Origin of the sequence: Streptomyces sp. NPDC020731 (genome assembly GCF_044334705.1) — a bacterium.
Lineage (GTDB): Bacteria > Actinomycetota > Actinomycetes > Streptomycetales > Streptomycetaceae > Streptomyces.
The window spans coordinates 138,652-160,587 of record NZ_JBIRTN010000003.1; the positions used below are offsets into that span (position 1 = coordinate 138,652).

At 72.4% G+C, this 21,936-nt stretch carries 23 protein-coding genes and 1 pseudogene; 13 read left to right on the forward strand and 11 right to left on the reverse strand.

Annotated elements, in window-relative coordinates:
* Positions 1–2: 2 nt before the first annotated feature.
* Positions 3–806, reverse strand: coding sequence for a putative protein N(5)-glutamine methyltransferase (locus ACH4VX_RS05705; RefSeq protein ID WP_398366060.1), 804 nt, complete (start codon positions 804–806; stop codon positions 3–5).
* 236 nt (positions 807–1,042) lie between these two features.
* On the opposite strand from ACH4VX_RS05705, the gene ACH4VX_RS05710 reads away from it, so the two are divergent.
* From ACH4VX_RS05710 to ACH4VX_RS05730, 5 genes are all read left to right on the forward strand, one after another.
* Complete coding sequence (locus tag ACH4VX_RS05710; protein WP_398366061.1) at positions 1,043–1,492, forward strand: MarR family winged helix-turn-helix transcriptional regulator; 450 nt, start codon at positions 1,043–1,045, stop codon at positions 1,490–1,492.
* 88 nt (positions 1,493–1,580) lie between these two features.
* Positions 1,581–2,186, forward strand: coding sequence for a sulfite oxidase-like oxidoreductase (locus tag ACH4VX_RS05715; protein WP_398366062.1), 606 nt, complete (start codon positions 1,581–1,583; stop codon positions 2,184–2,186).
* Between the two features lie 13 nt (positions 2,187–2,199).
* Positions 2,200–2,976 carry a ferredoxin reductase gene (locus ACH4VX_RS05720; RefSeq protein ID WP_398366304.1) on the forward strand — a complete coding sequence of 259 codons (777 nt, stop codon included), beginning with the start codon at positions 2,200–2,202 and terminating at the stop codon, positions 2,974–2,976.
* A 586-nt stretch (positions 2,977–3,562) separates the two neighbouring features.
* Positions 3,563–4,531: an acetylxylan esterase gene (locus ACH4VX_RS05725; RefSeq protein WP_398366063.1), complete on the forward strand. Its 969-nt coding sequence runs from the start codon at positions 3,563–3,565 to the stop codon at positions 4,529–4,531.
* Positions 4,532–4,666: 135 nt separating this feature from the next.
* A complete protein-coding gene (locus tag ACH4VX_RS05730) occupies positions 4,667–5,410 on the forward strand; it encodes a GntR family transcriptional regulator (protein WP_398366064.1) in 744 nt (247 codons plus the stop codon).
* A 129-nt stretch (positions 5,411–5,539) separates the two neighbouring features.
* On the opposite strand, the gene ACH4VX_RS05735 is transcribed toward ACH4VX_RS05730, so the two are convergent.
* Both ACH4VX_RS05735 and ACH4VX_RS05740 read right to left on the reverse strand, forming a co-directional pair.
* Positions 5,540–6,268, reverse strand: coding sequence for a class I SAM-dependent methyltransferase (locus ACH4VX_RS05735; RefSeq protein WP_398366065.1), 729 nt, complete (start codon positions 6,266–6,268; stop codon positions 5,540–5,542).
* A gap of 4 nt (positions 6,269–6,272) precedes the next feature.
* A complete protein-coding gene (locus tag ACH4VX_RS05740; protein ID WP_398366066.1) occupies positions 6,273–6,836 on the reverse strand; it encodes a PadR family transcriptional regulator in 564 nt (187 codons plus the stop codon).
* Positions 6,837–6,905: 69 nt separating this feature from the next.
* On the opposite strand from ACH4VX_RS05740, the gene ACH4VX_RS05745 reads away from it, so the two are divergent.
* From ACH4VX_RS05745 to ACH4VX_RS05755, 3 genes are all read left to right on the forward strand, one after another.
* On the forward strand, positions 6,906–7,310 hold the full coding sequence (locus ACH4VX_RS05745; protein WP_398366067.1) for a nuclear transport factor 2 family protein: 405 nt from the start codon (positions 6,906–6,908) through the stop codon (positions 7,308–7,310).
* Positions 7,311–7,674: 364 nt separating this feature from the next.
* On the forward strand, positions 7,675–8,814 hold the full coding sequence (gene rho, locus ACH4VX_RS05750) for a transcription termination factor Rho (RefSeq protein ID WP_398366068.1): 1,140 nt from the start codon (positions 7,675–7,677) through the stop codon (positions 8,812–8,814).
* A 91-nt stretch (positions 8,815–8,905) separates the two neighbouring features.
* Positions 8,906–10,063 carry a D-alanyl-D-alanine carboxypeptidase family protein gene (locus tag ACH4VX_RS05755; protein ID WP_398366069.1) on the forward strand — a complete coding sequence of 386 codons (1,158 nt, stop codon included), beginning with the start codon at positions 8,906–8,908 and terminating at the stop codon, positions 10,061–10,063.
* 120 nt (positions 10,064–10,183) lie between these two features.
* Here ACH4VX_RS05755 and ACH4VX_RS05760 read toward each other — a convergent pair whose 3' ends face one another.
* Entirely contained in the window at positions 10,184–11,200 is a 1,017-nt protein-coding gene (locus ACH4VX_RS05760) for an asparaginase (protein WP_398366070.1), read from the reverse strand.
* On the reverse strand, positions 11,200–11,928 hold the full coding sequence (locus tag ACH4VX_RS05765; RefSeq protein WP_398366071.1) for a FadR/GntR family transcriptional regulator: 729 nt from the start codon (positions 11,926–11,928) through the stop codon (positions 11,200–11,202). Before ACH4VX_RS05765 ends, ACH4VX_RS05760 begins: the two co-directional genes overlap by 1 nt.
* Positions 11,929–12,031: 103 nt before the next feature.
* Here ACH4VX_RS05765 and ACH4VX_RS05770 point away from each other — a divergent pair.
* Positions 12,032–12,139, forward strand: a pseudogene (locus ACH4VX_RS05770) (acyl-CoA desaturase); the annotation flags it as partial.
* On the opposite strand, the gene crcB (ACH4VX_RS05775) reads toward ACH4VX_RS05770, so the two are convergent.
* The 6 genes from crcB (ACH4VX_RS05775) to ACH4VX_RS05800 all read right to left on the reverse strand — a co-directional run bounded on the left by crcB (ACH4VX_RS05775) (position 12,136) and on the right by ACH4VX_RS05800 (position 17,520).
* On the reverse strand, positions 12,136–12,510 hold the full coding sequence (gene crcB / locus ACH4VX_RS05775; protein ID WP_398366072.1) for a fluoride efflux transporter CrcB: 375 nt from the start codon (positions 12,508–12,510) through the stop codon (positions 12,136–12,138). The pseudogene ACH4VX_RS05770 and the gene crcB (ACH4VX_RS05775) overlap by 4 nt on opposite strands.
* On the reverse strand, positions 12,507–12,887 hold the full coding sequence (locus ACH4VX_RS05780; RefSeq protein ID WP_398366073.1) for a DUF190 domain-containing protein: 381 nt from the start codon (positions 12,885–12,887) through the stop codon (positions 12,507–12,509). The genes crcB (ACH4VX_RS05775) and ACH4VX_RS05780 overlap by 4 nt, the downstream gene beginning before the upstream one ends.
* Positions 12,884–13,327, reverse strand: a complete 444-nt coding sequence (gene crcB / locus ACH4VX_RS05785) for a fluoride efflux transporter CrcB (protein WP_398366074.1) — start codon at positions 13,325–13,327, stop codon at positions 12,884–12,886. Before crcB (ACH4VX_RS05785) ends, ACH4VX_RS05780 begins: the two co-directional genes overlap by 4 nt.
* A gap of 27 nt (positions 13,328–13,354) precedes the next feature.
* On the reverse strand, positions 13,355–13,660 hold the full coding sequence (locus ACH4VX_RS05790) for a helix-turn-helix domain-containing protein (RefSeq protein WP_398366075.1): 306 nt from the start codon (positions 13,658–13,660) through the stop codon (positions 13,355–13,357).
* Positions 13,661–13,823: 163 nt separating this feature from the next.
* Positions 13,824–15,383 carry an arabinogalactan endo-beta-1,4-galactanase gene (locus ACH4VX_RS05795; protein ID WP_398366076.1) on the reverse strand — a complete coding sequence of 520 codons (1,560 nt, stop codon included), beginning with the start codon at positions 15,381–15,383 and terminating at the stop codon, positions 13,824–13,826.
* A gap of 115 nt (positions 15,384–15,498) precedes the next feature.
* On the reverse strand, positions 15,499–17,520 hold the full coding sequence (locus ACH4VX_RS05800) for a beta-galactosidase (protein WP_398366077.1): 2,022 nt from the start codon (positions 17,518–17,520) through the stop codon (positions 15,499–15,501).
* A gap of 184 nt (positions 17,521–17,704) precedes the next feature.
* Here ACH4VX_RS05800 and ACH4VX_RS05805 point away from each other — a divergent pair, with 184 nt between their 5' ends.
* Genes ACH4VX_RS05805 through ACH4VX_RS05820 form a run of 4 tightly spaced genes read left to right on the forward strand, consistent with a single transcriptional unit; the run spans position 17,705 to position 21,865 of the window.
* The gene (locus ACH4VX_RS05805) at positions 17,705–19,024 is read left to right on the forward strand and encodes an ABC transporter substrate-binding protein (RefSeq protein ID WP_398366078.1); all 1,320 of its coding nucleotides are present in this window, start codon (positions 17,705–17,707) and stop codon (positions 19,022–19,024) included.
* Positions 19,021–19,947, forward strand: coding sequence for a carbohydrate ABC transporter permease (locus ACH4VX_RS05810; protein WP_398366079.1), 927 nt, complete (start codon positions 19,021–19,023; stop codon positions 19,945–19,947). The genes ACH4VX_RS05805 and ACH4VX_RS05810 overlap by 4 nt, the downstream gene beginning before the upstream one ends.
* Positions 19,944–20,837, forward strand: a complete 894-nt coding sequence (locus tag ACH4VX_RS05815; RefSeq protein WP_398366080.1) for a carbohydrate ABC transporter permease — start codon at positions 19,944–19,946, stop codon at positions 20,835–20,837. The genes ACH4VX_RS05810 and ACH4VX_RS05815 overlap by 4 nt, the downstream gene beginning before the upstream one ends.
* Positions 20,834–21,865 (forward strand): LacI family DNA-binding transcriptional regulator, encoded by a 1,032-nt coding sequence (locus ACH4VX_RS05820; RefSeq protein ID WP_398366081.1) that lies wholly within the window; start codon positions 20,834–20,836, stop codon positions 21,863–21,865. Before ACH4VX_RS05815 ends, ACH4VX_RS05820 begins: the two co-directional genes overlap by 4 nt.
* Positions 21,866–21,936: the final 71 nt, after the last annotated feature.

The window sequence follows — 21,936 nt, forward strand, 5'->3', positions numbered from 1 at the left end:
TCCTACGGCCTCACCCCGATCACGACATGGGCGTACCACTCGTCGGAGGCGGCCAGGCGGGTCCGCAGGCCGGCGGCGGTGAAGGCGCCGACGGCGGCGGGGGCCTGCCGGCTGCTGGTCTCCACCAGGAGGCAGCCGCCCGGCGCGAGCCACTCGGGCGCCCCGGCGGCGACCCTGCGCAGCACGTCGAGGCCGTCCGCGCCGCCGTCGAGCGCGACCAGCGGCTCGTGGTCGCGGGCCTCCGGGGGCAGCAGGCCGATCTCGTCACTGGGCACGTACGGCACGTTGGCCGCGAGGATGCCGACGCGTCCCCGCAGCTCGCCGGGGAGCGCCGCGAACAGGTCGCCGGTGTGGACCTGTCCGCCGAGTCCGGTGACGTTGCGGCGGGCGCAGCGCACGGCGGCCGGGTCGATGTCGGCGGCGTGCAGTTCGACCGCGCCGAGTCCGGCGGCCAGGGCCGCGCCGACGGCGCCGGAGCCGCAGCACAGGTCCACGACGACGGAGGCGTCCGGCGCCTGGGCGAGGGCCTGTTCGACGAGGAACTCGGTACGGCGGCGGGGCACGAAGACACCGGGTTCCACGGTGATGCGCCGGCCGTGGAACTCGGCCCAGCCGACGACGAGTTCGAGGGGCAGTCCGGCCGCCCGGCGCTCGACCATCGGGGCGATGTCCTGGGGGGTGGGCGCGGCGGCGAGGATCAACTCGGCCTCGTCCTCGGCGAAGACGCAGCCGGCGGCGCGGAGCGCGGCCACGACGGCGTCCCGGGAGGAGGACGGCGGGACGGTGGAGGGAGAGGGAGACGGCATGTGCGGCAAGAGCCTGAGCCTTTCGGGAGCCGAAGGGCGCTCTCGCGGTCACCTACTGCCGGTGGTCCGCGTCGCTTCGAGGTGAGAGCACCCGACCTGACACAGCGGTAATGGGTCTCACCTCCTCGGCATCCCCCGGCTGGGGCGGTCCTCAGCCGGACGGCCACACTACCCGACGATCACCGCCGCTGTACGGTGCATTCGGAACCCGAAACCGCGGAGGGAGGTGTGCACGGGTGGACGCAGCCGAGGCCGTGGAGACCATCCAGCGCGAGATGACGGTCTTCGCCCGCCGTGCCCGCGCGTCGGCCGGGCGGATGCACCCCGAGCTGTCGCTGGTGTCGTACACGCTGCTCGGGCATCTGGAGACGAGCGGCGGCTGCCGGGCCACCGACCTGGCCGCCCACTACGCGCTGGACAAGTCGACGGTGAGCCGCCAGGTGACCGCCCTGGAGCGGTCCGGCCTGGTCGAGCGGCGCCCGGACCCGGAGGACCACCGGGTGCAGGTGGTGCGGCTGACGGCGGCCGGGCGGCGCGTCCTGGCCCGGGTGACCGAGAGCCGCCGCGCGGCCTTCGGGGAGCGCCTCGCGGACTGGCCGGAGGAGGACCTGCGCCGGTTCGCCGGGTACCTGGAGCGCTACAACGCGTGGTCCGGTTCCCCGGCGGAGCCGCCCGCAGCACCGTGACCGGCCTGGCACCGCGCCGGCCGCGGACACCACGTACGGTTGAACACGGAAACACTTGAACACCAGTCGCAACGGAATCGCCGATCACGTGAACATCACCCGAGGCTTCACCGGCCGACCTCGCGCGCACGACCCCGGACTGCCGCCGGGTCAGTACGACGCGGGCGACGAATGGCCCGTCCTGTCCGCCGAGGTCACGCCCGACCTCGCGCCCGCCGACTGGACCTTCCGGATCGACGGGCTGGTGGCGGAGCCCCGCACCTGGGACTGGGAGCAGGCGCACGCGCTGCCGGCCTCGGCGTACGAGGGCGCCATCCACTGCGTGACGAGCTGGTCGAAGTTCGGGGTGCGGTTCGGCGGCGTCTCACTGGACGCGTTTCTCAATGTTGTCCGGCCCCATGGGTCGGCCACACATGTGGTCGCGTACGCACACACCGGCTACACCACCAGCCTGCCGCTCGCGGATGTGACCGGCGGCCGGGCCTGGATCGCCTGGGAGTACGACGGCCGGCCGCTGCCTTCGGAGCACGGCGGCCCGGCCCGGCTGGTCGTGCCGCATCTGTACTTCTGGAAGAGCGCCAAGTGGATCGCGGGACTGCGGCTCCTCGACCACGACGAGCCGGGCTTCTGGGAGGGCAACGGCTACCACGCGCGCGGCAATCCCTGGGAGGAGCAGCGGTACTCCGGTGACTGAGCAGATGACACCGATGACCCGGACGTCACCGGCCGCGCCGGAGCGCTTCGCTCCGCCGACGCGGTTCGCGGTGCCCGGACGGATCGGCGTGAGCGAGCAGACCGCGTCCGTGTGGCGGACCGCGACACTGACCGGGATCCGCCCCGAGACCCCGCGGGCGACGACCTTCCGGTTCGCCGTGCCCGGCTGGCCGGGGCATGTGCCCGGTCAGCACCTGCTGCTGCGGCTGACCGCCGAGGACGGCTATGTGGCCCAGCGCCACTACTCGATCGCGTCGGCGCCGGACGACTCCGGGCACATCGAGCTGACCCTGGACCGGGTCGAGGGCGGCGAGGTCTCGGGCTGGTTCCACACGGTGGCCCGCCCCGGTGACCGGATCGAGGTGCGCGGCCCGCTCAGCGGTTTCTTCGCGTGGCCGGGCGACCGGCCCGCGCTGCTGGTGGGCGCCGGCTCCGGAGTGGTCCCGCTGATGTCGATGGTGCGGCACCACCGGGCCCGGGACATGAGACTGCCGCTGCGCCTGCTGGTGTCGGCCCGCAGCCCCGAGGAACTGATCTACGCGCGGGAGTTCGGCGCGGAGACCACTCCGGTGTTCACGCGCAGCGCCCCGGAGGGTGTGCCTGTGGGACGTATGGCCGCCGCACATGTGGCGCCGTTCCTGGCCAAGCAGCCTCCCAGTGGGTGGGAAGCCTATGTGTGCGGATCAAACTCCTTTGCCGAGCACGCCTCCAGGCTGCTCGTGACGGCCGGTCAGCCCGTGGAACGCATCCGTATCGAGCGCTTCGGCTGACCGGGACGCCCCCGCCGGGGCACCCGCCGCCTCGCACAGCCCCGGCCGGATGTCCGGCCGGGGCTGCTCCGTGCGCACCGCGCGCCGCGCAGGGGCGCCGAGGGCCACCTGTCGCGTACAGCCCGTTCGTGTCCCCGGTCGCGGTGACGGCAGGGAGGTCCGAGACGCGAACACGGGTGCCGTGCCGGCGCCGGCGCAGTCCGCTGTGCCGGCACTCGGACGTCGTCGAGGAGCGGACGGTGCCGACCGTCGCCGTGCTGCTGTGTGGAGCGGCACCACTGGTGGGGGTGGTCACCGCCCGGTGGGCGCACGGTGAGACGCGGGCGACCGCCCTGGAGCAGCGCGCCGACCGCCACCGCGTGCGTGCCGAAGTCGTGGAACGGTCCACCCGGGCGTTGACCCGTACCGGACCGGAGTGGACGCATCGCGGCGTCCGAGCGGGGGCCACCCTCCACCCAAGCCTCCTGACAGCAATCGCTTTCCATGCCCGCCACCTGGGACTTTTCCCGAAGCCTCTGGCAATGGCGCCGGTGATCCACGTACGGTGTCATCGCTTCGCACTGTCTCTTCACGAAGGCGGTCCCTGATGGCCCTGTTCGACCTCCCCCTCGACGAACTGCGCGAGTACCGCAGCGCGTCCACCGCGCCCGAGGATTTCGACGTGTTCTGGTCCAAGACGCTCGAGGAGGCACGCGCGTACGATCTGGACGCCCGTTTCGAGCCGGTCGACACGGGACTGTCCACGGTACGGGTCTTCGACGTGACGTTCGCCGGGTTCGGCGGCCACCCCGTCAAGGGCTGGCTGACGCTGCCCGCCGACGCCGACGCCCCGCTGCCGCTGGTGGTGGAGTTCATCGGCTACGGCGGTGGCCGCGGGCTGCCGCACGAGCACCTGCTGTGGGCGTCCACGGGCCGGGCCCACTTCGTGATGGACACCCGGGGCCAGGGCAGCGCCTGGGGCGCCGGCGGCGGTACGGCGGACCCGGTGGGCGGCGCTCCCGCCTACCCCGGCTTCATGACGCGCGGCATCGACGCGCCCGAGAACTACTACTACCGCCGGGTGTTCACGGACGCCGTACGCGCGGTGGAGGCGGCGCGGTCGCACCCGCTGACCGACGCGAGCCGCACGGTCGCCGTGGGCGCCAGCCAGGGCGGGGGCATCACCATCGCGGTCGGCGGTCTGGTCCCGGACCTGGCCGGCATCGCGCCGGACGTGCCGTTCCTCTGCGACTTCCCGCGCGCGACCACGCTCACCGACCGGCAGCCGTACCGGGAGATCGGCTCCTACCTCAAGACGCACCGCGGCCGCTTCGAGGACGCCCTGCGCACGCTGTCCTACTTCGACGGCGTGCACTTCGCCTCCCGTGGCAGCGCGCCCGCCCTGTTCTCGGCGGCCCTGGAGGACCAGACCTGCCCGCCCTCGACGGTGTTCGGGGCCTTCAACGCGTGGGCGCACGACGACAAGACGATCGAGGTGTACGACTTCAACGACCATGAGGGCGGCGGTGCGTTCCAGGAGGCGGCCAAGCTGCGCTGGGCACGCTCGTACATCTGACTCGTACGCCTGAGGGGACCGTACGGTTCCGGCCGAACTGCCTGACCACCCTTCCCTGGTGGTGTAGACCAATGCTAGATGTGGTGGCTCAACGAGCCCGCACGGCTACGGACCGTCATCAACAGGAGGCGCGGCATGGCCCGCACCACCCCGCACGACCACTCACCCGCCGAAGAGGAGCCCCTCTACCGGAGGATCGCGACGGAGTTGCTCGGCGAACTGCGCGAGGGGACCATCCCGCCCGGCGAACGCCTGCCCGGCGAGCGGCGGTTGGCCGAGCACTTCGAGGTCAGCAGGGAGACCGTACGGCAGGCGCTGCAGGTGCTGCGCCGTGACGGACTGGTCGCCACCGACCGGCGGGGCAGCCACGTCACGCTGCCCGGCCTGCCGGTGGAGACGCCGGCGTCGTCCGGCTTCCCGCTCGGCGCGCGGCGCGTCGGCCGGGGCGCGGTGGCCAGGGCCACCGTCACCTGGGAGGCTCCGCCGCCCGGCCACGCCGAGGTCCTGGGAGTGGCCCCGGCCCGGCCGACACTGGTGCACCGCTACTGGTCCGCGTCGGCCGACGGGCGGGAACTGCGGACGGCGGTGACATCGTTTTCCGCCGTGGCGCTCGCGGAGGTCGAGGAACTGGGCCGCTACCGCGACCGGGCCCACGGCACCGGCACGGCGGAACTGCGGCGGGCCTACGACTGGATGCGCCGGGCGGGTCTGACCCTGCATCACCGCGACACCATCACGCCGGTCGCGGGAACGCCGTCGGTCCGGGTCACCCGGCGGGTGCACGACCAGTACGCCCGTCCGCTGGAGATCACCGAACTCGTCATGGACGCGCAGGAGGACGTACTGGTCTACGAGTTCACGGTGCCGGCCGCCCTCTGACCGGCACCCGCGTCGGCGCCCCGGGCGCGCTTCCGCCGGCCGGCCGGGGCGCCGGGGTCCGTACCGCCGCGGCCTGCACACCGAACAGGCCGCGGGCCAACGGGCGGCCACCGGCCGTCCTTCGGCCCGCTACGCCTCCGCCCGTGCGGCGACGACCAGGCGGACCTTCGGGCTGCCGTCCCGGCGCCGTCCGAACTCGGGCAGGGCCTGGAACTCCACCCGGAACCCCGCCCGGGTCAGTTCGCGCCCCACGTCCCCGAAGCGGAAGGTGCGGTAGTACATGACGAACGGCGGGCGCCACACGGCGTTGCGCACCCGCATCACGGCGTCGAATCCCAGCAGCATCCCGTATGTGGGGGAGCCGGGCCGGGGCGGCGCGACCACGGGGAAGACGAGGCGTCCGCCCGGCCGCAGCACCGAGTGGACCCGCGCGAACAGCCCCGGCAGTTCACGGGGCAGGAAGTGCCCGAACGCGCCGAAGCTGACCACGAGGTCGAACACCGGCCCGAACGGCAGCGCCCGCGCGTCCGCCCGCACCCAGCCGACCGGCGGCCCCGGCGGCCGGACGCGCTCCCGCGCGACGGACAGCATGCCGGCGCTGAAGTCCACGCCGGTGACGCCCTCCCGGCACACCTGCCGCAGTACGTCGATGCCCGCGCCGGTGCCGCAGCACAGGTCGAGCCCGGCGTCGAAGGGCCCCGTCCGCCGCAGTGCCGCGGTGGTGGCGTCGAGCACCGAGTCGGGCGTACGGAAGGGGGTGTGGTCGAACTTCGGCGCAAGGAGGTCGTAGCCGCGTTCCACGGACGACAGCGCCTGGACGGCGAGTTCGCGCAGCCGGGGGCCTTCGGGGCTGAACATCCGGTCAGCGTAGTCGAGCGCGGTGGCGCACCACCGTCAACGCCCGCTCGCACCAGCGCAGGTTCTCCTCCTCGAAGGCGATTCCACCCAGGAGGGTGAGGTACGGCCCGACCCGGTCGGCCCCGCTCAGGTACTCCTCCTCGGAGCGGCCGTCCAGCAGGCGTTCGCGCACGCGGGCGTAGCGGGCGAGTTTGCCGCGCGCCCACGCCATCCGTTCCTCGAGCAGCGCGGCCGTCGCCCCGGGGTCCGTGCCGTCCATGGCCTGGACCTTGATCAGGAGTTCGTCGCGGATGGCGGTGGGCCGTCGGGGCGGCTCGGCGGCGAAGGCCCGCAGGTCGCCGCGGCCGGCTTCGGTGAGGGTGAACATCCGCTTGTCCGGGCGCCGTTCCTGCCGTACCACCCGGGCCTCGATGAGCCCGTCCCCCGCCAGCCGCTCGAGCTCCCGGTAGAGCTGCTGGGGGGTGCAGGCCCAGAAGTTGGCGAACGAGACGTCGAAGATCTTGGACAGCTCGTAACCCGAGGCCTCGCCCTCCAGGAGGGCGGCCAGGACGGCGTACTTCAGGGACATGTGGACACGTTAGCAGCGAGTGATTATTCTCATCCACACCTATTCAACGAGTTGACTAAAGGAGTCGTGATGCGAGCATTCCGGGAGGCACTGGAGGCCCACGACCTCGACGCCGCCGTGGCACTGCTGGCCGAGGACGTCGTCTTCACCAGCCCGGTCGTGTTCAAGCCGTACACCGGCAAGGCGATCACCGGGGCGATCCTGCGCGCGGTCGCAGAGGTCTTCGAGGATTTCCGGTACGTGCGCGAGATCAACGACGCGGGCGGCCGTGACCACGCGCTCCTGTTCACCGCACGGGTGGGCGACCGCCGGATCGAGGGCTGCGACTTCATCCACGTCGACGACGACGGACGCATCGGCGAACTGACCGTGATGGTGCGCCCGTTGTCGGGTGCGCAGGCGCTCGCCGCGGCGATGGGGGCACGGTTCGAGCGGATCGCGAGCGAGGCGCAGGCCCAGGGGAACCGCGCCTGAACCCGCGCGGGGCAGGACTGCGGTCATGCGGGTCCGTCGGTCGTCACCGACGGGCCCTTCGTCCGTACGGGACCGCACTCCCGTAGCCACCACCGCACCGGGTGGTACAGTGCGAGCAGCACCCATGGCACGCCCTTCTTCGGCGTCGGTGCCGTCTCCTCCAGGAATTCTCTTCGGTTCGCCGCATCCGCCCGTCGTTTCCGACCGGCGCACGGCTTTCCCGCACCACCTCGTCGGCAGGTCTCCTCCGCCCTGACCGGGGTGCTGTTCCCGCCGCCCGGAGGCGCGCTCGCGCCCTCCCCTCGCGGTCTCCCTCCTTCCCACCGCACGTGCCCGCCCGTCGTCCGCGAAAGGACCGGCCCCCATGACCACCACCACACTCGACCACCCTCCCGTACGCCGGCAGCCCCAGCTCGTCACCGGTGTCCTCGACATCGACGCGGCCGGGAAGGGGCATCTGCGCGCCGAGAACTGCCTGCCCTCCCCCTCCGACCCAGCCGTCTCCCCCGCGCTGCTGCGCCGCCACGGCCTGCGCAAGGGCGACCTCGTGGAGGGCGTGCGCGGCGACCGGCGCGCCCTGACCGAGGTCACCCGCGTCGACGGCCGTACACCCGGCGCGCCGCACGCCCGGCGGCACTTCCACGACCTGACGCCGCTTCACCCGCATCAGCGGCTGCGCCTGGAGCACCCGGCGTCCGGTCCGGCCGGACGGGTCGTCGACCTGCTCGCGCCGGTCGGCAAGGGGCAGCGCGGGCTGCTCGTGGCACCGCCCAGGACCGGCAAGACCGTCCTCCTCCAGCAGCTCGCGGCGGCCGTCGCCGGCAACCACCCCGAGTGCCGGCTGATGGTGGTGCTGCTCGACGAACGCCCCGAGGAGGTCACCGACATGCGGCGCTCGGTGCGCGGCGAGGTGTACGCCTCGACCTTCGACCGGCCCGCCAAGGAGCACATCGCGCTCGCCGAGCTGGTGACCGAGCGGGCCAAGCGGCTCGTCGAGGCGGGCGAGGACGTCGTCGTGCTCCTTGACTCGCTGACCCGGCTGTGCCGGGCGTACAACAACGCGGCCGCGTCCGGTGGCCGCACCCTCAGCGGCGGCGTCGACGCCTCCGCGCTGCTCGGGCCCAAGCGGTTCTTCGGCGCCGCCCGTCAGGCCGAGGAGGGTGGCTCGCTCACGATTCTCGCCTCGGCCCTGGTGGAGACCGGCTCCCGGGCCGACGAGTTCTGTTTCGAGGAGCTCAAGGGCACCGGCAACATGGAGTTCCGGCTGAGCCGCGAGGCCGCCGCGCGCCGGCTGTTCCCCGCCGTCGACATCGCAGGAACGGGCACCCGCCGCGAGGAACTGCTGCTCACCCCGGCCGAGTTGGCCACCGTACGGGGACTGCGGCGCGTGCTGCGGTCGCGGGACGGGCTGGCCGATCTGGAGACACTGCTGGGCCGGATGCGTGAGACCCCTGACAACGCGACGTTCCTGCGGCGCGTCCGGCCGACCCTGCCGGGCGGCTGACACGGCGTCGGCGTGTGGCATCCGGGTGCTCGCGGACGGTCCCCGGCCGGGGCAGCGCGGTGTTCCGGGGGTCCATTCCTACGTTTGCGATATGACTATCGGATTTACTTCGCGGGCTACCGTGTCGACCTGCGTGCTCTGCGCGGCGAGCCTGCTGGCGCCGGCACCCGCCGCGGCGATCGCCGGCGTCGATCCCGGGCCGCGGGCGACGGCCGCGGCCACGTCGCTGCTGTACCGGCCCGGCACGCACGTCCGTCCGCGCCCGGGGGCACCCGAGGTCCCGGATCCGTCGGCGCTTTCGTGGCTGGTCGCCGACGCCCGCACCGGCGACGTACTGGCGGCGCGCGACGCGCACCGCCGGCTGCCGCCGGCCAGCACGCTCAAGACACTGTTCGCGCTCACCGTGCTGCCGGCCCTGCCGGCCGGCATCCGGCACCGGGTCAGCGAGAGGGAACTGGCGGGCATCGGTCCCGGCAGCAGCCTCGTCGGGGTCGTCGAGGACCGTACGTACCGGGTGTCCGATCTGTGGAACGGGGTCTTCCTCAGCTCCGGCAACGACGCCGTGCACGTGCTGGCCGCGCTCAGCGGGGGCTGGCGGGCCACGGCCGAGCGGATGCAGGCCAAGGCCCGCGCCCTGGGCGCCCGCGACACCCGGGTGAAGTCACCCGACGGCTACGACGCGCCCGGCCAGGTGTCGTCGGCGTACGACCTGGCGGTGTTCGGGCGTGCCGGGCTGCGCAACCACGAGTTCGCGCGGTACTGCGCCAGACACGAGGCACGCTTCCCGGCCCGCGACGGCGGCTCCTACGGGATCGTGAACACCAACCGGCTGCTCACCGGCGCGGACGGCGTCGAACCCTACGAAGGTCTGATCGGGATCAAGAACGGCTACACCGGCAACGCCGGCAACACGCTCGTGGCGGCCGCACGCCGGGACGGTCACACCCTCGTGGTGACGGTCATGAACCCCCGGTCGGGCGACGGCCACGCGGTGTACGAGGAGGCCCGCGCGCTGCTGGACTGGGGCTTCGAGGCGGCCGGGCGCGTGACTCCGGTGGGGTCCCTGGACGCCCTGCGGGCCGACTCGCTGCGTGGCCCGCAGGCACGGTCCGCCACGATCCCGGCGGCCCGGAGGGACGGCGCCCCGGCCCCCCCGCCGACCTGGCCCATCGCCGTGGCCGCGCTCCTGGGCGCCGCGGGTGTGTCCCTGTACCTACGCCTCAGATGGGGGCCGGTACCGACGGGCTGACGGCAAGGACAGCGCCCGAGAGGGGCGCGGGGCCGTGCTCGACACGCGGCTCCGCCGCGCGGGCGCGACACCCCTGACGGCCCGCGGCGCATCCCGAAGGGGCACGGGGCACCGCGCGCATCACGCCCAGGCCGGCGCACCCACCACATCCAACGCCCGCACCGGCCGCACCGCACCGACCGGCCGCCCGCCCCCGAGCAACGTCTCGCCCCCGAACTCCGTGAGCAACGCCGGATCCACTCCCGCCCGCGCGAGCGCCCCCGCGGCCACGGGAACCCGCGCCCGCCCCGCACCGTCGGCGATCTTCACGGCAACCGCAGACCCATCCGGCAGCGCGGCGACCTGCACGCCCTCGAACCCGTCCTTGGCGAGCAGCCCGGGAACCGCCCTCATCAGCGCGGCCACGTCCCGGCCGGACCCGGAGGCCATCTCCGCGTGCTCCCGCATCGCGTCGGCGACGCGCGCCTCCGGGGTGCCGGCCGCGGCGGTGGTGATCCGCGCGGCGGCGCGGGCGAGACCGTGCAGGGAGACCGCGAACAACGGCGCGCCGCAGCCGTCGACGGTGACCGTGGCGACGCGCTGCCCGGTGAGGTCCTCGACGATCTCGGCGATCGCCTGCTGGAGGGGGTGGGCGGGGTCGAGGTAGTCGTCGAGGGACCAGCCGTTCAGCCTGGCCGTGTACAGCATGGCGGCGTGCTTGCCGGAGCAGTTCTGGGCGAGCCTGGAGGGCGGGCGGCCCTCGCGCACCCAGGTGTCCCGGACCACCGGGTCGAACGGCAGGTCCGGGACGTTGCGGAGGTCGTCCTCCGTCAGCCCGGCGAGTTCGAGGACGCGCCGGGCGCCGGCGAGGTGGCGTTCCTCACCGGAGTGGCTGGCCGCGGCGAGCGACAGCAGTGCGCCGTCGAGCGGGAGCCCCGCGCGGACCATCGCCACCGCCTGGACGGGCTTGAGCGCGGAGCGCGGATAGCAGGCGGCCTCGATGTCGCCGAGCCGGAGCCGGACCTCGCCGTCGGGGCCGAGGACGACGACGGAGCCGTAGTGGACGCCTTCGACGATCCCGCCGCGTATCAGGTGGGCGACGGGGGCGTGGAGGGGCTCGCGGATCAGGGGTGCGTCCGCGGGGAGACTGCTGTACATCACACTGTCCGGGGGGAATCGTGGGCCGGCGTGCGCGCGGAGCGCACGATGTCGGTGAGGGTCGTCTCGACGCGGTCGAGGTGGTGGGTCATGGCCTCGACCGCGTCGTGCCCGGAGCCGTCGGTCAGCGCCTCGACGATCGCCCGGTGCTCGCGGTCGGACTGCTCGCGGCGCCCGCCGAGTTCGTTGAGGAAGGCGGACTGGCGGGCCAGCGCGTCCCGGATCTCCTCGATGACCCGGCGGAACACCGGGTTCTGGGCGGCCTCGGCCACGGCGAGGTGGAAGAGGGTGTCCATCGCGACCCACGCCGTGGTGTCGGTCTCGCGCTCCATCCGGTCCAGCAGACGGGTCAGACGGTCCAGGTTCTCCGGGGTGCGGCGCTCGGCGGCGTACCCGGCGACCGGGATCTCGATGTGCCGGCGCACCTCGAGCAGGTCGCTGGCCGCGTAGTCGCCGAAGGTGGGGTCCTCGACGGCGTCGGCGACGACGAAGGTGCCCTTGCCGGTCCTGGACACGGTCAGGCCCATGGTCTGCAGGGCCCGCAGCGCCTCGCGCAGCACGGGCCGGGAGACCTCGAGGGCGCGGCACAGCTCCGCCTCGGAGGGCAGCTTGTCGCCGATCGCGTACTCGCCGCGCTCGATGGCGCCGCGAAGGTGGGAGAGCACCGCTTCCATCGCGCTGACGCGCCGCGGACCCGTACCACCTGTCTGGCTGTCTGACAGGTTCACGGGGCCGATGGTGCGGGGGCGGCACGGGTGCTGTCAAGCGGAGGGCCGGTGCGAGGGGGTGGGGCCGGCCGCACCCCTGTCGGAGGGTCCCCGGCCTCCCCCCTGCGCCGAGCCGGGCATCCCGTACTGCCGGACGGGGCTGCTCGCCTCGTACCGTGAGGCCCTGCGCCATCTCAGGCAGGTCGGGGAGCCGCTGCGCGAGAAGCGCTAACCCCACACGGCGTGGGCGAGGGCCGCGCCGGTGAAGGCCGCACCCAGGCCGGCGGCCACACTCGCCGCCACGTTCACGGCGGCGTAGCCGCGGGCGCCGGTCCCGGCCAGGCGGAGGGTCTCGTAGGAGAAGGTGGAGTAGGTGGTCAGGGCGCCGCACAGGCCCGTTCCGAGGAGGAGCTGGAGGCGGGAACCCGCCGCGCCCGCGGCCGCCGCGCCGGTGAGCAGGCCGAGGACCAGACTGCCGGTGACGTTGACCGTGAAGGTTCCCCAGGGGAACACCGAGTCGTGCCGGGACTGCACCGCGCGGTCGGTGAGGTAGCGCAGCGGGGCGCCGACCATGGCGCCCAGCACCACATACAGCCAGTTCACCGCGGCGCCTCGCCCGTCCGGTCCGTGGCACCGGTGCTTTCGTCGCGGCGCACGTGCCGGACGGCCTCGCAGCGGTCGAGGAGGACGAGCCCCTCGGTGACGAGCGTGTCGAGTTCCGGCAGGAAGGCCCGTACGCGCTCCTCGGTGTCGACCACGACGACCGCCACCGGGAGGTCCTCGCTCAGGGACAGCAGCCGGGAGGTGTGCACGACGGAGGAGCCGCCGAAGCCCTCGACGCCGCGGAACACACTCGCTCCCGCGAGCCCGGCCGCACGGGCCCGGTGGACGATCTCCGAGTAGAGGGGCCGGTGGTGCCACGTGTCGTTCTCGCCGACGTACACGGTCAGGCGGAGGACGGTGCCGGTCAGCCGTGTCATGGCTGCCTCCTGATCAGAACGCGGCGGGTCGCCGAGGCGGCCGTCCACACGGCGGCGAGCGCCGCGAGCGGGGTCACCGCGAGGTATACGAGACCGGCACCCGCCTTGCCGCCGTCGAACAGGTCGCGGGCGTCGACGGCGTACGTCGAGAAGGTGGTGAAACCGCCGAGGACACCGGTGCCGAAGAACGGGCGCAGAAGCGGGTGGGCGGCGCGGACCTCGGTGATGATCACCATGAACACGCCGATGACGGCGCAGCCTGCGACATTGACCCAGAGGATCGTCCAGGGGAACCCGTGCGCCGGGGTCGGCCACCACAGGGACGCCGCGTACCGGGCCGTCGCTCCCGCGCCCCCGCCCAGTGCGACCGCGGCGACGACGGGGGCCTGGGCGCGGAAGGCGGGGCGGACCCGAAGGCCCTCGGTTTCCGGGGCTGTCACCGTCGTACGTCTCCCACTCGCTCGCGATCAGCGTAACGTCCCGGAACGCGGCGGGTCGCGTCGCGGCCGTGGGCGCTGCCATCCCTTCTCGAACAGCTGCGCCACCTCGGCGATCCGTATCTCGTCGCGCCGGTAGCGCACACGGCCGCCGGAGCGGCCGGTGCGCAGCAGGCCGAGGGCCGTGAGCAACCGCAGGTGGGTGAGGGCGACCGGGCGGGGCAGGGCGAGCCGTGCGGCGACGGCCTCCGCGGTCAGACCGTCGGCCGACGTGTCCTGTTCCCTCAGCAGCGTCAGGATGCGCAGTCGTGTCCCGTCGACGGGGGTCCTCGGCATCTCGTACACCTCCGCGCCGGGCCTCGCGCTCCGGAGCCCTTCCACTCTGCCGCTTGCGAGAGCCCCGTGTCCCGTACTGGAGGCACCTTGTCCGGGACTCAACGGGCCTGCGCGAAAGGGCCGTTCGGCCCCGCCGCCGGTCGGCGGGGCCGGGTCGGCGGGCTCAGCGGTGGCGGAACCACGCCGTCGCGGGCAGCGCGCGGTCGTCGTAGCCGAACAGCGCCTGGTTCTCCCAGCCGTTGCCGGAGGACGGGTCGGCCGGGTCCCAGCCATTGCCGCCGCGGGCGGTCCAGGTGGCCTCCCAGTAGAAGACGCCGAGGCCGCGGCCGTTCGGGACGGCCTCCACGATGCTCGCCACGTCGTTCATCCAGCGGGTCTGCCCGGTGGTGGACGCCGGGTAGCCGGGGACGAGTTCACCACCGAGGTCGATGATGTTCTCGAGGCCGTCCTCACTGTCCAGACGGAACGGGTAGGCCGTCTCGGCGACGAAGACGGGCTTGCCGTAGCGGGCGGCCGCGTCGTCCAGGGTCGTCTGGAAGTCGTGCAGCGTGCCGTGCCAGTAGCCGTAGTACGACAGGCCGACGGCGTCGAACTTCACGCCGTGGGAGACCGCGTTGTCGAACCACCAGCGGGTGCCGTCGAGGTCACCGCCCTCGGCGAGGTGCAGCGCGGCGACCGTGGACGGGCTGACCGCCTTGACCGCGTCGTAGCCGGAGTTGAGCAGTCCGGCGAGCTGGGTCCAGTTGTCGGTGGAGCCCTCGTTCCACAGCATGCCGCCGTTGATCTCGTTGCCCACCTGCACCATGTCGGCGGTGGTGCCCTGCGCCTTGAGGGCGTTCAGCACGTCGTACGTGTGGTCGTAGACGTCCTTCTTCAGCTGCCCGTAGCCGTGTCCGGCCCAGGCGGCGGGCTTGTTCTGCTTGCCCGGGTCGGCCCAGGCGTCCGAGTAGTGGAAGTCGACCAGCAGCTTCACGCCCTGTGCCTTGATCCGCTTGGCCAGGGCCAGGACGTGCGCCTTGTCGTTGTAGCCGTCGGCCGGGTCGACCCAGACCTTCAGGCGGGCGTAGTTCATTCCGGCGGACTTCAGGATCGCGACCGGGTCGCCTGCGGTGCCGGACGCGGTCCGGTAGACCCCGCCCCTGGCCTCGCTCTTGGGCAGGGAGGAGATGTCGGCGCCCTTGACCGACAGGCCCGAGGTGCCCCGGGTGAGGGTCAGGTCGTCGACGTTGATCCAGTTGCCGGCGTTCGCGTCGCTGTTGACGCTGACCGTGCACTGGTTGCCGGTCACCCGGACCGGCACGACGATCCGTATCCATCCGGAGTCGGACACCGGCAGGTCGGTGCGCTGCTCGGCGCCGCCGCAGTTCTTCAGGGCGAGGTACGCGGCGTTCTGGCCGCCGCCCGAGCGGACCCAGGCGGTGAGCCGGTAGTCGCCGGCGGCCAGGCCCGACAGGTACTGGTACGTCTCCACCGTGTAGGCCGAGGACGACCAGTGGGACAGCCGGTGACCGCCGCTGCGGCCACCGGACTCCGTGTACGAGGCGGCCGTGTCGCCGTACTCGGACCAGCCGGCCGGGGTGGCGGTGCCCGAACCGTCGGTCTCGAAGCCGCCGTTGGTGAGCGTGCTCGCGGCCGTGGCGGTCTGGGCGGGCAGGGCGGTGAGGGCGAGCCCGGCCACGAGCGGCGGCAACAGGGCGCGGAGTGTGCGTCTGGGATGGAACATGGGCGTTCGTCGTCCCTTCGACGTGGGGAGAGGGGTGCCCCGCACCCCCGGAGAGAGGTGAGGGCCCCCTCCGCCCGCGGCCGGTGTGCTCACGCGGGCGGAGGGGAGTCGCGGCTCAGCCGTCGAGTCGTACGACCCGGACGGCCCCGGCCGGGACCGCGAGGCGGCCCGCGGCCCGTTCACCGGTCAGCAGCTCGGTGCCGGGGGCGTCCAGCGGCACCTTGGCGTCGGTGGCGGTGTGGTTGATCGCGAACAGGAAGGTGCCCGACTCGCCCGCGCGGCGCACCACTTCGACGTCGCGGGGCAGGTCGGTGCGCGGGGCGATCCGGGTGTCCTCGACGACCCGGCCGAGCAGGGTGGCGAGGTCCTCGGCGCCGAGCCGGGTGGAGACGTACCAGGCGGTGCCCTCGCCGAGGCGGTGCCGGGTGACGGCCGGGCGGCCCGCGGTCAGGCCGTCGGCGTACGTCCACACCGGCTCGGCACCCTGCGGCACCACGAACTCCGTCCACACGTCGGCGCCGAACTCGCGGCCGTCGGGGCCGGTCAGGCGTACCCGCTCGCCCTGGAGCAGGGGTGAGAACTCCTCGACGGTCAGGCCGAGGACGTCGCGCAGGGCGCCGGGGTAGGGGCCGTCGTGCACGGCGTCGTGCTCGTCGACGATGCCGGAGAAGTACGACACCACGAGGGTGCCGCCGTTCTCGACGTACTCCCTGAGGTTGTTCCCCGCCGCCTCCGTCATCAGGTACAGGGCCGGTACGACGACAAGGGGATACCTCGACAAGTCGGCTTCGGGGTGGGCGAAGTCGACGGTGAGGTGGTGGTCGTAGAGGGCCTCGTAGTAGGCGTCGGCGCGTTCGCGGGCGTCGTGGTCCTCGCTGGGGTGCCAGTCGAGGTTCTGCGCCCACCAGGACTGCCAGTCCCACAGCACGGCGACGTCGGCCTCGGTGCGGGTGCCCCGGATCGGCGCCAACGACTGGACGGACGCGCCGAGTTCGGTCACCTCGCGGAAGACACGGGTCTCGGTGCCGCCGTGCGGCAGCATCGCGGAGTGGAACTTCTCGGCGCCGCGCCGGGACTGGCGCCACTGGAAGAACATCGCGCCCTCGGAGCCGCGGGCCACGTGCGCGAGGGAGTTGCGTGCCATCTGGCCGGGAGCCTTGGCGGGGTTGCGGGGCTGCCAGTTGACGCCCGAGGTGGAGTGTTCGAGCAGCAGCCAGGGGGCGCCGCCGGCGACGGAGCGGGTGAGGTCGGCGGCCATGGCGAGGTTGACGTGGGTGCGGCGGCCGTCGGTGATCAGGTAGTGGTCGTTGGTGACGAGATCGGCCTCGCGGCCCCAGGCCCAGTAGTCGACGGAGTCGCACTGGCTGAGGGCGGTCATGAAGTTGGTGGTGACCGGGACACCGGGCGAGAGGCGGTGCAGGATGTCCCGCTCGGCGACGAAGTTCTCGCGCATCGTGGCGTCGGCGAACCGCCGGTAGTCCAGCGCCTGGGCCGGATTGCCGACCGTCGCGGTCCGGCGCGGCGGGTTGATCTGGTCGAGGCCGGCGTAGTGCTGGCCCCAGAACGCGGTCCCCCAGGCTTCGTTGACGGCGTCGACCGTGCCGTACTCCCGCTCCAGCCAGCGGCGGAAGTGGGCGGCGCAGGAGTCGCAGTAGCAGGCGGAGACGGGGACGCCGTACTCGTTGTGGACGTGCCACAGGGCGAGCGCGGGGTGGTCGCCGTAGCGCTCGGCGAGCTTCGTGGTGATGTTCGCGGCGGCGGCCCGGTAGTCGGCGTTGCTGTGGCAGATGGCGCCGCGGGAGCCGAACTCCAGACGCACGCCGTCCTCGGTGACGGGCAGCGCGTCGGGGTGGGCGCGGTAGAACCACGCGGGCGGCACCACGGTGGGTGTGCCGAGGTCGACACGGATGCCGCCTCCGTGCAGCAGGTCCAGGTTGCGGTCGAGCCAGCCGAAGTCGTACACGCCGGGCGAGGGTTCCAGCAGGGCCCAGGAGAAGATCCCGGCGCTCACCATGGTGACGCCGGCCTCCCGCATCAGCCGGACGTCCTCGTCCCAGACGCTTTCCGGCCACTGCTCGGGGTTGTAGTCCCCACCGAAGGCAAGCCCGGTGAGGCCCCTGGGGGTGGTCTCCGGCATGGATTCTCTCCCGATGTGTCGATCTTTTGGGAACGTGCACACACATTTTTGGCGGTGCGAGGCCAACATAACCGCACAGCAACAACCATTGACAAGTGTCCGGGATGTTTCTCTACTGTGAACGCTCACAGAAGCATGGCAGGTTCTCGCAGCAGGCGAGGACCCCAGGTCAGGGGAGAGTTCCATGCCGTACACGAAGCGCCGTCGCCTCGTGAGTTCCGCCGTCGCCGTCGCGCTCGGCGCCACCGCACTCGCCGCCTGCGGCTCGTCGTCCGACGACGGCGAGGCACAGTCGGGCCCGGTCTCACTGACGTACTGGACCTGGACCCCCGGCATGGACAAGGTCGTCGACCTGTGGAACAAGGGGCCGGGCAAGAAGGAGCAGATCACCGTCACGGTGAAGAAGCAGGCCTCCGGCGACACGCTGGTCACCAAGATCCTCACCGCGCACAAGGCCGGCAAGGCGCCCGATCTGGTGCAGGCGGAGTACCAGGCGCTGCCCACGCTGGTCAGCAATGACGCGCTCGCCGACGTGGCGGACACCGTGGGCGACGTGAAGAGCAAGTTCGCCGAGGGCGTCTGGCAGCAGACCACGCTCGGCACGGACGCCGTCTACGCGGTCCCGCAGGACATCGGGCCGATGATGTTCTACTACCGCGAGGACCTGTTCAAGGAGTACGGGCTCTCCGTCCCGGCCACCTGGGAGGAGTTCGCCGAGACCGCCCGCAAGCTGAAGAAGGCGGCTCCCGACAAGGACCTGACCACCTTCTCCGCCAACGACTCCGGCCTGTTCGCGGGCCTCGCCCAGCAGGCCGGCGCCCAGTGGTGGACCACCTCCGGCGACAAGTGGAAGGTCGGCATCAACGACGACGCGACCAAGAAGGTCGCCGAGTTCTGGGGCGGCCTGGTCGAGGAGGGCGCCATTGACAACCAGCCGATGTACACCCCGGCCTGGAACAAGGCGCTCAACACCGGCAAGCAGATCGCGTGGGTGAGCGCCGTGTGGGCGCCGGGCACGCTGACCACGGCCGCGCCCGACACCAAGGGCAAGTGGGCCATGGCCCCGCTCCCCCAGTGGAACGAGGGCGAGGGCCGCACCGGCAGCTGGGGCGGTTCCTCCACCGGCGTGACCACGGACTCCAAGAACAAGGAGGCCGCCGCGAAGTTCGCCGCCTGGCTGAACACCGACGGCGACGCGCTGAACGCGCTGGCGAAGGAGGGCGGCATCTACCCGGCCTCCACCTCGGCCCAGCTCAGCGGCGCCTTCATGAGCCCGCCCGGGTACTTCGCCAACCAGCCCGACTTCTACAAGAAGGCCGCCGCGATCGCGGAGACCACCGCGCCGTCCGCCTGGGGACCGAACGTCAACGTCGCCTACACGACGTTCAAGGACGCCTTCGGCGCCGCCGCGAAGAACAAGTCGGACTTCACCGCCGCCCTGGACACCATGCAGCAGGACACGGTCGCCGACCTGCAGAAGCAGGGCTTCGGAGTCGCGGAGTGAAGTCCCCGGCCCGCCGGAGGTCGTACGGGGTCGAGGGGGCCCCGTACGGCTTCCTCGTACCCGCGATCCTCCTGTTCGCCCTCTTCTTCGCGCTGCCCATCGGGTACGCCGTCTGGCTCAGCTTCCGCAAGGTGCAGGTGTCCGGCCTCGGGCTGGGCGCCGGCGCCCGCAAGGAGGTCTGGGCCGGTCTGGAGAACTACACCGGCGCCCTCTCCGACAGCGAACTGCTGAACGGCGCGCTGCGCGTGCTCGGTTACGGCTGCATCGTGGTGCCGGTCATGCTGGGCCTGGCGCTGCTGTTCGCGCTGATGCTCGACTCCGAGAAGGTGCGGCTCGCCCCCTTCACCCGGCTCGCGATCTTCCTGCCGTACGCCGTCCCCGGAGTGGTGGCGGCCCTGCTGTGGGGCTTCCTCTACCTGCCGGACGTGAGCCCGTTCTACTTCGTGCTCGGGAAACTCGGTCTGCCGCAGCCGGATCTGCTGGACGGCGGTCCGCTGTACCTGGCGCTGTCGAACATCGCGGTCTGGGGCGGTACCGGCTTCAACATGATCGTCATCTACACCGCGCTGCGGGCCATCCCCGCCGAGGTGTACGAGGCAGCCAAGCTGGACGGTGCCACGCCGCTGCAGATCGCGCTGCGGATCAAGATCCCGATGGTGGCGCCCTCCCTGGTGCTGACCTTCTTCTTCTCGATCATCGCGACGCTCCAGGTGTTCAACGAACCGACCACCCTCAAACCGCTCACCAACTCCGTGTCCACCACCTGGAGTCCACTGATGAAGGTGTACCAGGACGCCTTCGGCAAGGGCGACATCCACGCGGCCGCCGCACAGGCCACCCTCATCGCGCTCGCCACCCTGGTGCTGTCCTTCGGGTTCCTGCGGGCCGCGAACCGGCGCAACAAGCAGGAGGCCGCCCGATGAGCTCCCTTGCCCTGCACAAGGCCGAACCCGCGGCCGGCACCGCCCGGAGGCCGGCGCGCCCCCGCCGGACCGCGCTGATCCCGACCGTCACGCTGCTGCTCGGCGCGCTCTACTGTCTGCTGCCGGTGGCCTGGGTGGTCATCGCGTCCACCAAGTCCGGCTCGGAGCTGTTCTCCACCTTCACGTTCTGGCCGGGCACCGGCCTCGCCGACAACCTCTCCGACCTCAGCGCCTACCGCGACGGCGTCTACTGGCAGTGGATGGGCAACTCCGCCCTGTACGCCGGTCTGGGCGCGCTGCTGTCGACGTGCGTGTCGGCGTTCAGCGGCTACGCGCTGGCGATCTACCGCTTCCGGGGCCGCGAGACGCTGTTCAACGTGCTGCTCGCCGGCGTGCTGATGCCGCCGGTGATCCTCGCCGTCCCGCAGTACCTGCTGCTGGCGCAGGCGGACCTCACGGACTCCTACCTGTCGGTGCTGCTGCCGCAGATCCTCTCCCCGTACGGCGTCTACCTCGCGCGGATCTACGCCGCGGCCGCGGTGCCGGCGGACGTGGTGGAGGCCGGGCGGATGGACGGCGCGGGCGAGTGGCGGATCTTCTCCCGGGTCGCGCTGCCGATGATGGTGCCCGGCCTGGTGACGGTCTTCCTGTTCCAGTTCGTGGCGATCTGGAACAACTTCCTGCTGCCGTACATCATGCTCAGCGACGACGAGAAGTTCCCGATCACCCTCGGTCTGTACACGCTCCTCGAACAGGGCGCCAACACCCCGGCGTTGTACACCCTGGTGATCACGGGCGCGTTCCTCGCCGTGTTCCCGCTGGTCGCGCTGTTCCTGGTCATCCAGCGGTTCTGGAGTCTGGATCTGCTCTCCGGGGCCGTAAAGTCATGACCATGGGCAACACGGGGGGCAGGCGCAGGCCGCCGACGATCCACGACGTGGCGCGTGAGGCCGGTGTCTCGCGCGGCACGGTCTCGCGGGTGCTCAACGGCGGTCACTACGTCAGCCCCGCCGCGGCGGACGCGGTCGACGCCGCGATCCGCAAGACGGGTTACGTCGTCAACCGGCATGCCCGCTCACTGATCACCGGACGGTCGGACTCGGTGGGTTTCCTGCTCACGGAGCCCCAGGAGCGGTTCTTCGAGGACCCCAACTTCAATGTCCTGCTGCGGGGTTGCACGCAGGCGCTGGCCGCGCACGACGTGCCGTTGCTGCTGATGCTGGCCGGTACGGACGACGAACGGCGGCGCATCACCCGGTACATCACCGCCGGGCACGTCGACGGGGTGCTGCTGGTGTCCAGCCACTCCGGTGACCCGGTGGCGGAGGAACTGCGGGCGGCGGGTGTGCCACTGGTCGCGTGCGGAAAACCGATCGGGCTGGGCTCGAAGGTGAGTTACGTGGCCGCCGACGACCGGGACGGCGCGCGTGACATGGTGCGGCACCTGCTGGCGCTGGGCCGGCGCCGGATCGGCGTGGTGACCGGTCCGCTCGACACCCCGGGCGGTGTGGAGCGCCTGGCCGGTTACCGGGAGGTGCTCGCCGAGGCGGGCGTCGAGGCCGACGAGCGGCTGGTCGTCTCCGGGGACTACAGCCGGGCCAGCGGCGAGGCCGGCGCCGAGCTGCTGCTGGCGCAGGCCCCGGACCTGGACGCGGTGTTCGTCGCGTCCGACCTGATGGCCCAGGGTGTGCTGACGGCGCTGCACCGGGCGGGGCGCCGGGTGCCTCAGGACGTCGCGGTCGGTGGTTTCGACGACTCCCCCGCGGCCGTCGCCGCGAGTCCGGAGCTCACCACCATCCGCCAGCCGTGGGACCGCATCAGCACGGAGATGGTGCGGGTGCTGCTGGCCCAGATCGGCGGCGAGGACCCGGCGGCGGTGATCCTGCCGACGGAGCTGGTGAGGCGGGACTCGACGTAGGGAGCCCCCGGACGGTCAGGCGGTCAGGATCGGAGAAGCCGGGCGCCCCTCCCGCGGCCTAGCGTGGAGGA